Source organism: Shewanella acanthi, from assembly GCF_019457475.1.
GTDB classification, from domain to species: Bacteria; Pseudomonadota; Gammaproteobacteria; order Enterobacterales; family Shewanellaceae; genus Shewanella; species Shewanella acanthi.
In genome coordinates, this window is the sequence record NZ_CP080413.1 from 1,593,828 (window position 1) to 1,607,727 (window position 13,900).

Annotated in this window: 8 protein-coding genes; 4 read left to right on the forward strand and 4 right to left on the reverse strand. The window is 45.2% G+C overall.

Annotation, left to right across the window (positions count from 1 at the left end):
• Positions 1–59 precede the first annotated feature (59 nt).
• The 3 genes from K0H61_RS07145 to K0H61_RS07155 all read left to right on the forward strand — a co-directional run bounded on the left by K0H61_RS07145 (position 60) and on the right by K0H61_RS07155 (position 8,512).
• A complete protein-coding gene (locus tag K0H61_RS07145; RefSeq protein ID WP_220052003.1) occupies positions 60–851 on the forward strand; it encodes a substrate-binding periplasmic protein in 792 nt (263 codons plus the stop codon).
• The gene (locus tag K0H61_RS07150; RefSeq protein WP_220052004.1) at positions 848–7,201 is read left to right on the forward strand and encodes a transporter substrate-binding domain-containing protein; all 6,354 of its coding nucleotides are present in this window, start codon (positions 848–850) and stop codon (positions 7,199–7,201) included. Before K0H61_RS07145 ends, K0H61_RS07150 begins: the two co-directional genes overlap by 4 nt.
• A 633-nt stretch (positions 7,202–7,834) precedes the next feature.
• Positions 7,835–8,512: a type 1 glutamine amidotransferase domain-containing protein gene (locus tag K0H61_RS07155; protein ID WP_220052005.1), complete on the forward strand. Its 678-nt coding sequence runs from the start codon at positions 7,835–7,837 to the stop codon at positions 8,510–8,512.
• A 177-nt stretch (positions 8,513–8,689) separates the two neighbouring features.
• On the opposite strand, the gene K0H61_RS07160 is transcribed toward K0H61_RS07155, so the two are convergent.
• Positions 8,690–10,264, reverse strand: coding sequence for an ATP-binding response regulator (locus K0H61_RS07160; protein ID WP_220052006.1), 1,575 nt, complete (start codon positions 10,262–10,264; stop codon positions 8,690–8,692).
• A 186-nt stretch (positions 10,265–10,450) separates the two neighbouring features.
• Between K0H61_RS07160 and K0H61_RS07165 the strand changes: the two genes are divergently transcribed.
• The gene (locus K0H61_RS07165; RefSeq protein WP_220052007.1) at positions 10,451–11,482 is read left to right on the forward strand and encodes an HD-GYP domain-containing protein; all 1,032 of its coding nucleotides are present in this window, start codon (positions 10,451–10,453) and stop codon (positions 11,480–11,482) included.
• 41 nt (positions 11,483–11,523) lie between these two features.
• Here the strand turns inward: K0H61_RS07165 and K0H61_RS07170 are convergent, their stop codons facing one another.
• The 3 genes from K0H61_RS07170 to K0H61_RS07180 all read right to left on the reverse strand — a co-directional run bounded on the left by K0H61_RS07170 (position 11,524) and on the right by K0H61_RS07180 (position 13,860).
• Positions 11,524–12,288: a sulfite exporter TauE/SafE family protein gene (locus K0H61_RS07170; RefSeq protein WP_220052549.1), complete on the reverse strand. Its 765-nt coding sequence runs from the start codon at positions 12,286–12,288 to the stop codon at positions 11,524–11,526.
• 181 nt (positions 12,289–12,469) lie between these two features.
• On the reverse strand, positions 12,470–13,126 hold the full coding sequence (locus K0H61_RS07175) for a 3-oxoacid CoA-transferase subunit B (protein ID WP_220052008.1): 657 nt from the start codon (positions 13,124–13,126) through the stop codon (positions 12,470–12,472).
• 35 nt (positions 13,127–13,161) lie between these two features.
• The gene (locus K0H61_RS07180) at positions 13,162–13,860 is read right to left on the reverse strand and encodes a CoA transferase subunit A (protein WP_220052009.1); all 699 of its coding nucleotides are present in this window, start codon (positions 13,858–13,860) and stop codon (positions 13,162–13,164) included.
• Positions 13,861–13,900 lie beyond the last annotated feature (40 nt).

A 13,900-nucleotide genomic window follows, 5' to 3' on the forward strand; every position in this document is an offset into this window, starting at 1 on the left:
TCGAACTTTGGTCGCGCGCTTTCGCTTTATAGTGACGACGTAACGTACAGGAACTGTGTATGGGAAAGTGGTTGTTCACGGCATGTATTCTGACGCTATCACAGCCCTTGTGCGCGCTGGACCAAGCCGCTGTGCCTGTTATTCGAATGGGAATAGCCGATGATTTCCCCCCTTTCTATTTTTCAAACGAGGATGGCGACTACGCTGGGGCGTCCTACGAAATAGTGGTCAAACTTTGCGAGTCCCTTGGGTACAAAGTACAGACGACACAGTTCAGCAGCATGAAGGAATTAATGTTGCAGGTTGGCCAGGGGACTGTTGATGTGGTTCCAAATTTAAGTGCCACAGAATCGAGACGAAAAGTGGCGCAATTTACTACAGTCCCCCACATTTACGAAACGCAGGATTTGATCATTCGCCGTGACAGTCACATTGATTACAGCGGCAGGTTGTTCCAGTTATCGCAATACCGTGTTGGGACCATCTGGGGCTGGACCTATGGCGATTACTTTGATTCTGCAGACTACATTAGGCGTCAAAATGTAAATTCTTCAGAAGAACAGCTTATAGGTCTTTTGGCGGGGGATTTTGATGTAGCAATCAACAACCGTGAGTTTATTTTAAGCCTTTCAAAGACCCTTGGTTTTTCCAAAGCTTTTAAGGTGTTAAATCCCTCAGTAGTTCACTTACCCGTCACGATAGCAGTGTCCAAAATGTTCGCATCAGCGGATAGTTTGACTCAACAACTTGATAGGGAAGTTAAGCAATTTCGTCAGACAGAAGCCTACCGTGACATTTTAGTTCGCTATGGTTTTGATCCAAAAACTGCAGAATTACAGGGTGGGCAATGAACGCTATCCTTCGACTCTTAGGTCGATGCCCGCGACGGCTGCTCTATTTTTGTTTTTGTATTTTCCATCTAGGGATCGTATTTGCCCATGAGAAGGCGGTAAATACCACTCCTACGCCACGATTAGTCGAGCTTTTTCAAGAGCTAAAATTACAGGATGAAGCAAGTACAAAAGCGATCACCTCCTTTGCCTACACAGGCACAGAGACTGCCCTCGATGATTATCAACTGGCGGTAGAAAGATTTCAGCAAGTCCTGACGCAAGTTACGGCACTGCTGAGTGAACAAAAAGCACAGGCTATCGCAACAATCACCGAGGCGAATAACGCCCTGCATCTCCTAGAGGAAAAAACCAAAGAATTGGTAATTAAGGGACAAAGTCAAGAAGGCTTATCCTTATTGCTTTCGGTCGAGTACAACGAAAATGAAGTCAAACTAATATCCACTATTGATGATGTTATAAGTGATTTAACAGAGGATATAAACAGGCAAATTATTATTGATCACCGTCACGAAGCACGGGATGAAGAAGAGCATAATGAGTTATTAACAGCGGAAGAAAAACAGTGGATCAGTGAGCATCCCACAATCAGTGTGGGTCGAGAGGTGGATTGGCCACCATTTAATTACACCAATGCTCAAGGACAACATGTTGGGCTCACGGTGGATATGTTAAACCTTATCTCCAAAAAAACGGGTTTAGTGTTTTATTACTCCGAACCTGCCACATTCGCTCAGCTGCAAAAAATGCTCGCTAGCGGCAATATCGACCTAATCGGCGCCAGTTATTATTCTGAAGACCGCAGTCAGTATGCTTTTCATACGCCGGGCTACATTATATTGAATGAATATGTGTATGTTCGTGATGATTCGACGATTCGGACTATGGCGGATCTTGATGGTAAAACCCTCGCAATACCTGCGGGTTATACCACCATGCATCTTATCGCTACATCTATGCCTAGGGTAAAAATTGTTGAGACAGATTCGGTGATGGATGCCATTCAGTTGTTGTTGGAAGGCAAAGTGGATGCCCTGCTGGATGCCAAGAGTGTGGTGGAGTTTTTCCTAAGGGAGCATGTTCTGACTGGGTTTCGCTCTTTTCCGAGTGAACTGGGCAGTCATCCGCTGAGGATGTTAGTCCATGGTGAGAAGCCCATACTGAACAGCATTTTAACTAAGGCAATTGTCTCTGTGACGCCCGTTGAACGCTTTAATATCTTGTCTAAATGGCTCCACATTGGGGAAACCACCTCAGACAATACACCTAAGATAGATTTGACTGGGGCAGAGTACGCATGGTTAAAGGCGCATCCCGTGGTCTATTTTGGGGCTGATCGTGATTGGCGTCCCTTTGAGTTCATCGATAGTAATGGCGAATATCGGGGTGTCATTGCGGAATATATTCAGTTTATCGCTGAGCAGACAGGGATTACATTTGAGCTGAAACCCACCAAAACTTGGGTAGATGCCGTTGAACTGGCGAAAGTTAAGCAAATTGATATTTTGCCTGGGGTAACTGAAACCCATCAACGTAAGCAGGATTTTCTGTTTAGCATTCCTTATCTGCAAATTCCTACCGTCGTAATTACCCAGCGCCAATCACCCCAAATGGCAAGTATTCATGATCTAAAGCAAAATACCTTAGGTTTAATCAGGGGGTATGCCACAACTGAATGGATTCAGACCAAATACCCCAAGGCACATATTGTTTATATAGACAGTATTGCAGAAGGTTTAAGACTGGTCTCTGAGGGCAAATTATTTGCCGTTCTTGCCAATCAATTCAGTGTTGTCGATCGCATGAATGAGTTGGCGCTAGGGAATTTGCGAATTAATTTTCGTTCGGATTTTGAATATAAACTCTCGTTCGCCATCAGACAGGATTGGCCTGAATTTGTTTCGATAATTAATCGTATTCTAGAGAGTATCCCCCCTGCACAACGTGATAGCTATAGACGTAAATGGATTGACGCTGAGTTAGACACTGTTTTAGCCCCCAGCTTAAGTGAAGACAACAAACAGCTACCGATAGCGGGTCTGATTTTATTGACACTTGGGCCTGCTCTGATTTTTTTCATTATCGCTTGGTTACTGAGCAATCGAAGCACCGATGTGCTTAAGCTCTATCAATCGGGCAAATTGCGTGCGTTTGGCATGATAGGTTTAACGGCGCTGCTTATTGCCATTTGGGCACTGACATGGCATTCGCTCAAGCGGGAAGAATTGATTGCGCGACAAAAAAGCGGACAGGCGTTAGTGACTATTTTGCATTCAACCCACAACATGCTGCGTTACTGGATCCAAAGTAAAATCCAAGATGTGAAATTTTTGGCTAACGAGGCGGAGTTAAAGACATTGCTCAACCTTAATCAAAAGAGCCAAGACCAGACATTTGATATCAGTGGGATTAGAAAAAATGGGATGCTCGCCACGAATTTTTTCAATAACGATAATTGGCGATTCAATATGTTGCTCACCGACGGCACTTCGATATTCGATAATGCCCGTCCGATGAACCATTTGATGGAACTCTTGAGTCAACATGTTTTCAAGGGCGAAAGTTTGTTTATTCCGCCTACTCAGGATCCTGAAAACGGTGCATTTTTTATTCATTTCGCCGCCCCCGTATTTGACTATTCGGGCAAAATTATTGCTGCCGTGATTGCTTCGACCAGCCCGCATAGTGAATACGCCAAAATCTTGTTGCAGGGCCAAGTGGGCGAAACAGGCGAAACGTACATTGTTAACGAATCGGGCTCGTTGCTGTCTGAGAGTCGATTTATCGATACCCTTCGTGATAAGGGGATGATCTCAAAATACGACATTTCGTCGTTAAATTTTAGGCTTGATAAGGTTGGCACTGCAGGACAAGAGGATAATCTAAGCGCAGATAAAACTCTCATTCAAACGGTTCAAGAGGTGATTTCTGGCTCCAGTGGTGTTCAGATTGAGGGTACGCCGGGTTATATCGGCACCGACGTGCTGAGTGCCTGGGTTTGGGATAGCGAATATGGATTCGGGATCATTACCGATATGACCGAAGACGAATCCCTAGAGTCATACAATATTTCCCGTAATACCATGTATTCAGTCCTTGCGGTCACCTTGTTTTTATCCTTCAGCCTGATGGCGACGAACGCTTGGCTTAGCCGGCGTGCAAATCGTTCGCTTATTCGGGCACGGGATGAGCTTGAAACCAAAGTAGAGGCGCGCACTGAAGAGCTACGTAAGAGTAAGGATCAATTTTCAAACTTATTGGAGTCGGCTCCCGATCCAATGGTGGTGACTGACACTGAAGGGAACATAATCATGCTCAACGCCCGCGCCCAAGGGTTGTTTGGATACAGCAGTGCCCAGTTGATTGGTGAGTCAATAGATAAGTTAGTGCCTGAAGAAGCTCGTATTCACTACCATTACGATGGCGCTGACCAAGTTTCTGAAGGTGGGCTTCAGGGAGAGAGGCGAATTGAGTCCCTAGCCCTTACCAGTCAACATCAAGTGATCCCCGTAGAAATCAGTATTAGTCCAATTGCGTCTGAAAAGGGGACATTGATAGCGACCTCGCTGAGGGATATTACCGATCGAAGGGCGGCAGAAAAAGCGTTATCAGAGTCTCGCAACCTGTTCCAAACCGTACTGGATAATTCGCCAGCGGTGATTTTTCTTAAGGATCTTCACGGCCGCTATATGTTGGTTAACAAGGTATGGGAGCAGGTAGTGCATCATTCTCGATTATCGGCGATAGGTTTTACGGATGAGGAATTGATGCCAGAGGCCATTGCTAAGGAGTATCGGGAGAATGATCTGGCGGTTATCAATAAGCGTACAACCCTGCAGTTTGAAGAGCGACTTTATAGACCCGATGGCAAAGTTACTACCTTTATTTCCTACAAATTTCCCATTTTTGATGATGACAATCAGGTGTTTGCTGTAGGAGGGATCTCATCGGATATTTCAGAGTTAGTCGAAGCAAGGGAGCAGGCCTTTGAGGCGACTAAGGCTAAATCAGAATTTTTAGCCAATATGTCCCACGAAATTCGCACTCCCATGAATGCCATTATTGGCATGTCGTATCTGGCGTTACAAACTGACTTGACTCGACAGCAGAAAAATTATGTCCAAAAGGTACATCGCTCAGCCGAATCATTATTAGGCATTATCAATGATATCTTAGACTTTTCGAAAATAGAGGCGGGCAAACTCGAAATTGAGCATATTCCGTTTCAACTCGATGATGTCTTCGACAGTTTGGCTAATCTTGTTGGTCTAAAAGCGGATGAGAAGGGGTTGCAGTTATTATTTGATTTTCCTAAAGAATTACCCAAATCGTTGATTGGTGATCCACTACGACTGAGTCAAATATTAATCAATTTAGGCAATAATGCCGCGAAATTTACGGATAAAGGCGAAATTGTTATCAGAGTGAATGTGTTAGAGCAGGATGATGAATCGATTGTGCTGAAGTTTGATGTTGAAGACTCGGGTATTGGGATGTCGCCCGACCAGTTACAATCCTTGTTTAAATCCTTTTCTCAGGCGGATACTTCAACCACCCGCAAATACGGAGGTACTGGCTTAGGTTTAGTGATCAGCCAAGGATTAGTTGAGAAAATGCATGGCAAAATATGGGTCGAAAGTGAGTGGGGCAAAGGCAGTCAGTTCCATTTTACCGTGCGCCTTGGTAAACAAATTCAGTCGATGTCGAGTATATGGCCCCCCTTAGCCAAATTAGATGAAGTTCGTGTATTAGTCGTTGATGCCAATAGCACCTCGCGGCAGATCTTAGGTGTGATGCTCGATTCATTTGCGATGAGAGTCGATTTTGCGTTCGATTTAGATATGGCCAAGGCGCTCGTTGACAAACACAAGGGCAGCGATCCCTATCAAATTATCCTGCTTGATTGGCACGTGCCAGGTATGGAGCCTATTCAGCTTAAACTATTAAACGGTGAGGGTTTCGAGCTTTTTAATACGCAAACCATTTTAATGGTTTCTTCCTATATTAGTGTTGAAATTGCCCATGCTAATCCCAAAGACTACTTCTGTGGTTACTTGAATAAGCCAATAACCCCATCGAGTTTGCTAGACAGTATTATGGATGCTCTTGGAGAGGCGCGCATAACCAGCGCAAGTCATGCTAAGCGCCATGGCGTTACCGATCAGGCACTTTCAACATTGCAGGGGGCTAAAATACTCTTAGTTGAAGATAATGATTTTAACCAAGAACTTGCACTCGAGTTATTGACCAGTAATGGCTTGTCGGTAGTTTTAGCGAACAATGGGGAAGAGGCGCTTGAGTGTTTACAGCATGGTGATTTTGATGGGGTGTTAATGGATTGCCAAATGCCCGTGATGGATGGCTATGAGGCGACCCGTCAGATCCGTCAGCAACCGCAATGGGCGAGGTTGCCTATCATTGCGATGACGGCAAATGCCATGGTGGGGGATCGTGAAAAAGTAGTAGCGGCGGGCATGGATGATCATATTAGTAAACCGATTAATGTCGACGATATGTTCGAGACAATGGCGAAATGGATTAAGGTCAATGATGAGAATTCAGCTCAGCTTGAATCAACTGGTAGCACCGATCCGCTAAGGAAAGCGGTGTTGTTAACGCTAAGGCAAAATGATGCCAAGTCTCCTCAAGACCAAGCAACGGGAGTAAGTAATGCATCCGCTGAGCTGTTCCCCACACTGCAGGGCATCGACATCGAAGCGGGATTAGCGACGACCCAAAACAACAGGGAACTTTATACTAGATTATTGAGTAAGTTCTTGATGAGTCAGTTTGACTTTGCTGAGCAGTTCTTAGCATCGTTACCGCAGGATATGACTGAGACGCTAGCTCAACCCCAGCAGGATGCACCTAAAGTGCAAGGTGAGTCTCAGGCTTATGTTGAGGCCGAACGTCTTGCCCATACCCTAAAGGGGATAGCCGGTAATTTAGGGGCTAAAACATTACAGGCTGCCTCCGCTGAACTTGAAAATGTTTGTAAAACCTTCCCCATTGAAAGGCTGAGTTTGATGGACAAACTCCAAGTCGTGGAGCAAGAGCTAAAAATAGTATGTGAGGCAATACGTGGGCTTGATATCTGCCCGATAAAACCTGCCTCAATGGAGGCGAATATTGAACTCGATACCAAACAAGTTAATGAGTTTATTACTGAACTTGAATTGCTGTTGGCGGATTTTGATACCCACGCAAATGATGTGCTCGAGCAGATGCTGCAATTGCCAGGCATTAACCAATATAGGGCGATGCTTCAGGAATTAATTCAATCCATCGGTGAGTATGATTTTGACCAAGCAGCGTTGCAGCTTGAACAGTTCAAAGCAAGATTGGGTTAGTTAACACTTAACAGTTATCAAATCTGGCACGTCAATAGCTTTGCCATAAGCCAAGTATCCACTGATGACAATTCCAAGTTGAAGCTTAACTGTGGCTTCTGATTTATCTGCTCAACCACAATAAGAGCCCGTCTTTTAGCGCAAAACTCGTAGATTGCACATTGTTTATACTGAGTGTTGATAAAGAGATGCATGAACATGCCGTGAGAGATTTTGTCAATCTATGCTCGGTTAAACTGCACAACACTCAGGTGAAGCGATGGTATAGAACCATGTTAATTTTACGCTGGGAGTGGCCATTTATCAGTTGACGTTAGCTAGCCGCAACAGTCTTTTGCTATCCAACATTATCAGGCTTACCAATGAATGATGTCATAACTAAGTGACTCAATTGGCTATAGAAACGTTATCCCTTGTGGTATTGACGCTTCTTGTATGGTAACTGACATCGTATTCACTAGATAAACAGTCAAAACAGTCAAAACAGTCAAAACAGTCGTTAGTCAGTGTAAAAATGGGCTTTTAGTATTCGTTTACGTGTACCTTAACGGCAGAAACATGCGTCTTTAGCTACGCTTTCTAACGTTTAGTTTTTACGAATTAACAATCAGCAAAATCTGACGAGGATGAATAATGAAAATTTTAATGGTTTTAACTTCCCATAGCGAACTTGGCGATACAGGCCACAAAACCGGATTTTGGTTAGAAGAGTTTGCAGCGCCTTATTACACCTTCAAAGACGCAGGCGCCCAAATTGTATTAGCTTCGCCAAAAGGTGGACAACCACCAGTCGATCCTAAGAGTACGTTGGATGAATTTCAAACCGAGTTAACCCAACGATTTAATCAAGATTCGACTGCGCAGCAGGCGCTGGCAAACACCGTAACGTTAGAAACCGTCAAGGCTGAAGATTTTGATGCAGTGTTTTATCCTGGTGGACATGGTCCATTGTGGGATTTAACCAATTCAGCGGATTCAATCAAATTAATTGAGGCATTTTCAGCCGCGAAGAAACCAACAGGCTTTGTGTGTCATGCTCCCGCAGTGCTACGCCATGTAAAAGCGGCCAATGGCGAGCCATTTGTAAAAGGACGCCATGTAACCGGTTTTACCAACGGCGAGGAAGCGGCGGTACAACTTACCGATGTTGTCCCTTTTCTGATTGAAGATGAATTTATTCGTCTTGGTGCCCACTATCAACAAAACCAAGATTGGATGCCATATGTGATTGAAGATGGCAACCTTATCACAGGTCAAAACCCTGCCAGCTCTGAACCTGCGGCATTGGCGTTACTCAAACAATTATCCTAAATCATAAAAAATAGGCCTTAAAAGCTTTTGGGGCTTGCCAAATTTTAAGCGCCGACTAACGAGTTTATATTCCATAACAGCGTAACAGTTGATGGATAAATGATTGCAGTTTGATGAGGTAGAACATGCTTACGAGCTAATAATCGAGGCAATTATACTGAGCCCAATGCTACTTATTTATGCCAAGGGGATGTTCACTTTGAAGATGGTGCCGTTTTTCTCAGAAGTCACAAAGTCGATATCTCCCTGCTGGATATGCGCCATTAGTTTGGCAGAGTAAGTGCCTAATCCGGTGCCGCCTCGTTTGCCGTGGGTGACATGTTTTTCAAAGAGGCTATCGCGTATCTCCACCGGCACGACACCTTCATTGTGAATTTGGATGATAGCTTGCCCATCTTCCACTTTAAGTTCAGTGTTAACAATTTTGTCTGCACCTGAGGCTTCAATCGCGTTACGTAGCAAGTTACTTAGCATGGTAAAGCACAAGGATTCTTCCCCCATTACAGTCACATTATCAGGGGTATTACAAAGCACCTTGATATGATTTTTCTGCCCGTAAGCACGACCCTCTTTGACCACCCCAAGTAGAGTTTCGACGATGTTAAAGGGGTGAAGCTGTAGCTTGTAGGTGCCGGTTTCCATTTTATACAGGTCGAGAGAGCGGTTGATCATACTCAGTACCTTATAGGTTTCGGTACGCATGTCTTCAACTTTCATTCGCTGTTCAATGGCAAGCCAGCGGTCATCAATTAACTCATCTGCGATGTTAATAAGCACCGAGAGTGGGTTTTTAAGGTCATGACGTGTCATATGCTCAATTTCTTCCCGCAGGCGGGCGTTTTCTAACACAGTGTCAATGCGATCTAATAATTCATCTCGGGAATGCTTCAAATTGATATGGGTGTTCACCCGAGCTTTTAGCACTTCGGGCTGTGGTGGCTTAGTCACATAGTCAACAGCGCCAAGAGCAAAGCCTTGGGTGATATCCACAGTTTCAGTTTTGGCTGTAATAAAGATAATCGGGATATATTGGGTATTGGGGTCAGCCTTGAGACGGCGGCATACCTCAAAACCGTCCATCTCTGGCATCATTACGTCGAGTAAAATCAAGTCGGGCGGAGTATCACCTTGGCAAATTTTTAATGCAGCGGCACCACTACGTGCGGCTTTAATTTTATAGTCATCCTGTAGAAGTCCAACGAGAATGTCGATGTTACTGCTGATGTCGTCAACGACCAAAATCAGGCCATTTTTCTTGTTAACTTCGGGTACTGGAGAAGGGGCAGTATTGTCGGTATCTTCACTGAGTGCGAGCGTCGAGCTCCCCGCACTGTCGCCACTTCTGCTGTCATTGAGGGCCTGATTGGCAGGGCGGCTCAACATCATTCGTACTTTCTTCTCAAGGCTAGCTTGATTGAAGGGTTTGACTAGAAATTGGTCTACACCTTCGACAATCGCTAAGTTGACACTGTTGCGATCGCCAAGGCCCGTCACCAACATAAAGCGGATTTTCTTATATTTATCCGAGGCTCTCACCAAACGCAGTAGTTCGAGTCCAGACATACCTGGCATATTCCAGTCCGAAAGAATGCAATCAATGGGTTGATTGTCGAGAATATTGAGCGCTTCTTGGCCGTTATCGGCAACAGTAATGTTTTTATAGCCGAGTTTGTACAGCCCATCCCTGATCGTTTTTCGTACCAATTCCATGTCATCAACGATAAGAAAATTTTTTGATAAGTAATTATTCATTTTCCACACTTAGAGTAATGCAACTATGCTTAATTCAACTGGTACTGAATACAAGGTTTGACTGTATGCCGCAGCGTAACTGTAAGAGTTAATAAAGATTTATGAATTGTTATCATTTTAGGACATAAATGAGTTGCCCACGCAAGGAAATCAAAAAATAAGCTTTAACCTAGGGGGACAACCCAGATGACATTGTCAAACGATCCAAGAACAGTGTTAATTGTCGATGATAGATCGGAAAATATTGATATTCTTAGGGCTGTTTTGCAGCCTCATTATCGCGTGAAAGCGGCTATCAATGGCCAAAGTGCGTTAAAGATTGCTGCTAAAATCCCGTCCCCTGATCTGATCCTCCTTGATGTAATGATGCCAGAGATGGATGGATTCGAAGTGATTAATGTGCTTAAACAGGATCCTAAAACCGCGAATATTCCAGTGATATTTGTAACCGCTAGCGGCGATATTGCCGATGAACAGCGCGGTTTTGAGTTAGGCGCGATTGACTACATTCCTAAACCCATCAGTCCGCCAATTGTACTTGCTCGAGTGCGTACCCATTTAGCGCTTTACGATCAAAACCGAGAACTGGAAGAAAAGGTCAGAGAACGTACTCAGAACCTCACCGAAACCCGCCTTGAAATCATTAAACGTTTGGGGCGCGCCGCTGAGTTTAAGGATAACGAAACTGGCATGCATGTTATCCGGATGAGCCATTATTCGAGTATCCTGGCAGAAGCGTTGGGTATGCCAAAGGAGTGGTGCCAAAGGCTTGAGGAAGCCGCACCTATGCACGATATCGGCAAAATCGGCATACCCGATCGGATCCTGCTTAAACCAGGAAAACTCGATAGTGAAGAATGGGAAATTATGAAGCAGCACACCCTTTACGGTGCCGAAATATTGGGTAACCACAGTTCTGATCTGCTGGGGATGGCGAAGTTGATTGCCGCCAGTCACCATGAAAAATGGGATGGCAGTGGTTACCCCTTTGGCCTTAAGGGTCAGGATATTCCTTTGGAAGCTAGGATTGTGGCGCTGGCAGATGTGTTTGATGCATTAACGACAGAGCGGCCCTATAAATCGGCTTGGACAGTCGAGCAGGCTCTAGACTATATCACAGAGCAGTCGGGTAAACACTTTGACCCCGATTTGGTGGAGTTGTTTAAGCGCATTGTGCCCCAGATCCTTCAGGTCAAAGCCAAATTTGCTGAAACCTAGTCCGGTCGATTGCCACTGAACCATCACAGCTTAAATCTTCCCTATGGCTTAATTAACAAAAATCCTACAGCCATCAATAGTCCTGCGATGATAATGAATCGCCTAAGGAGTGTTTGCGACACACGATAGCTGAGGGCAGCACCAAGATAGCCACCAGTCATACCCATGATGGTGAGAAGAAATAAATGTTGCCCATCAATCAGCCCACCAAAAGCGTAGATGAGTACCGCAATCAGGCTCAGTATCGCCGAGAGTAAATTTTTAATGCCATTCATGCCATGCAACTGGCTTTGGCCAATAAGTCCTAGTGCTGCAAGCAAAATAATTCCAAGCCCGCCATTAAAATAGCCCCCGTAAATACAGACAATGGCAAGCACAATAACACTATTGATTGGGGAGAGGGCCGTCGTATCTACCTTAGAGACGGAAACTGTTACTCGGCGCTTAAACCACCACGGCAGCAGGGCAAAGGCGGCGGTTGCGAGCAATATCAGCCAGGGCACTAAGTGGGAAAACAGGGTAACTGAGGTACTGAGCAGAAGTCCTGCGCCAATGCAGCCTCCTGCGATAGCAATCAAACATAACTGCTTAAGGTTTAAATTGGCTGGGTACACCATGTCTTTGCGAAAGCGCCAAGCGCTGGCGAGATAGCCAGGAAGCAGGGCGGCAGTACCTGTGGCATTGGCTGTAAGTGGGGGCAAGCCTACAAACACCAGTGCAAAAAGGGTAATGAAACTGCCTCCACCTGCAATAGCATTGAGCATTCCCGCAAATAAGCCTGCAATAACAATAATCAGGTTATCTATAGTTTACCCCTCCTGCATCCTTCGTAAAATGCGCTACATAAAGCTAACAGGCTGATTTAAATAATGAAAGTGTTACAGACAATTTGCAGTTATCGCTAAAGGGAAACTTGCATCAATAAAAAAGCCCAAAGTTTTGGCTCTGGGCTTGGGATAGAAGCGTGCTCTTAACGGTTAAATGTGCTTAGAACACCATTTCAGGCACATGCTCAGGCACAATCAATTTGCCCGCTGTCTTACTGACAATCTCTTCCACGCTCACCCCTGGTGCACGCTCGAGTAGGTGAAAGGCGCCGTCTTTAATTTCGATAAAGGCTAAATCGGTCACTACGCGTTTGATGCACCCGTAACCCGTTAATGGCAGCTCACATACCGGCAGTAGCTTTGAGTTACCGTATTTGTCGGCGTGCATCATGGTGACGATGATGTTTTCAGCCCCAGCCACCAGATCCATCGCGCCGCCCATGCCTTTAATTAACTTGCCTGGGATCATCCATGAAGCGATAGAACCGTTGACATCGACCTCAAAGGCACCCAGCACGGTTAAGTCCACATGGCCGCCACGGATCATCGCAAAGCTTTCCGCCGATGAGAAAAATGATGCGCCCTTAACGGCGGTTACGGTTTGTTTGCCCGCATTGATTAAATCTGGGTCTATGGTTTCTTCGGTAGGGAATTCGCCCATGCCCAAAAGACCGTTTTCCGATTGAAGCATCACTTCCATTCCTGCTGGGATGTAGTTTGCAACCAGCGTTGGAATGCCGATGCCTAGGTTAACATAAAAGCCGTCTTGTAATTCTTTGGCGACGCGCTGGGCCAGTTGTTCTCTTGATAATGCCATGATTGTTATCCTTTACTCTTTGCCTGACCTTTTATTTATGCTTTTACGGTGCGCTGCTCAATGCGTTTCTCGAACTTGCCTTGAATGACGCGATCGACATAAATGCCAGGAGTATGGATATGATCTGGGTCAAGCTCGCCCGGCTCAACAATAAACTCAGCCTCAACCACAGTGATTTTACCCGCTGTTGCCATCATAGGGTTAAAGTTGGCGGCGGTTTTACGGAAAACGAGATTACCCATGGTATCGGCTTTCCAAGCGCGAATAAGGGCGAAATCGGCGGTCAGTGACTCTTCGAGTACATAGTGACGTCCCTTGATTTCACGGGTTTCTTTACCTTCAGCCACAGGTGTGCCGTAACCTGTTGCGGTGAAAAAGGCGGGGATACCCGCACCACCTGCGCGAATTTTTTCCGCCAGCGTGCCCTGAGGGGTCAGGATCACATTAAGTTCACCTGAGAGCATTTGTTGCTCGAAGGTCGCATTCTCGCCAACATAGGAGGCAATCATGGTTGAAATTTGGCGGTGTTTTAACAGTAAACCTAAGCCGAAATCATCAACGCCCGCATTGTTTGAAATCGCGGTTAAGCCCTTAACTTCCATCTTAACCATCTGATTGATTAGGCCTTCAGGGATACCACACAGGCCGAAGCCGCCGACCATAATGGTCATATCATCGGTTAAGCCTTTTAATGCTTCTTCATAGCTGCCGACGACTTTATTGAGTCCTGCCATTTTCTATCCTTCTCCATTCGCGCTAACTATACCCTTCTAC

What these genes read in the sequence shown, in the direction of transcription:
- K0H61_RS07155 (WP_220052005.1), top strand. Translation starts at nt 7,835, where the DNA reads ATGAAAATTTTAATGGTTTTAACTTCCCATAGCGAACTTGGCGATACA.
- K0H61_RS07175 (WP_220052008.1), bottom strand. Translation starts at nt 13,126, where the DNA reads ATGGCATTATCAAGAGAACAACTGGCCCAGCGCGTCGCCAAAGAATTA.
- K0H61_RS07150 (WP_220052004.1), top strand. Translation starts at nt 848, where the DNA reads ATGAACGCTATCCTTCGACTCTTAGGTCGATGCCCGCGACGGCTGCTC.
- K0H61_RS07160 (WP_220052006.1), bottom strand. Translation starts at nt 10,264, where the DNA reads ATGAATAATTACTTATCAAAAAATTTTCTTATCGTTGATGACATGGAA.
- K0H61_RS07145 (WP_220052003.1), top strand. Translation starts at nt 60, where the DNA reads ATGGGAAAGTGGTTGTTCACGGCATGTATTCTGACGCTATCACAGCCC.
- K0H61_RS07180 (WP_220052009.1), bottom strand. Translation starts at nt 13,860, where the DNA reads ATGGCAGGACTCAATAAAGTCGTCGGCAGCTATGAAGAAGCATTAAAA.
- K0H61_RS07165 (WP_220052007.1), top strand. Translation starts at nt 10,451, where the DNA reads ATGACATTGTCAAACGATCCAAGAACAGTGTTAATTGTCGATGATAGA.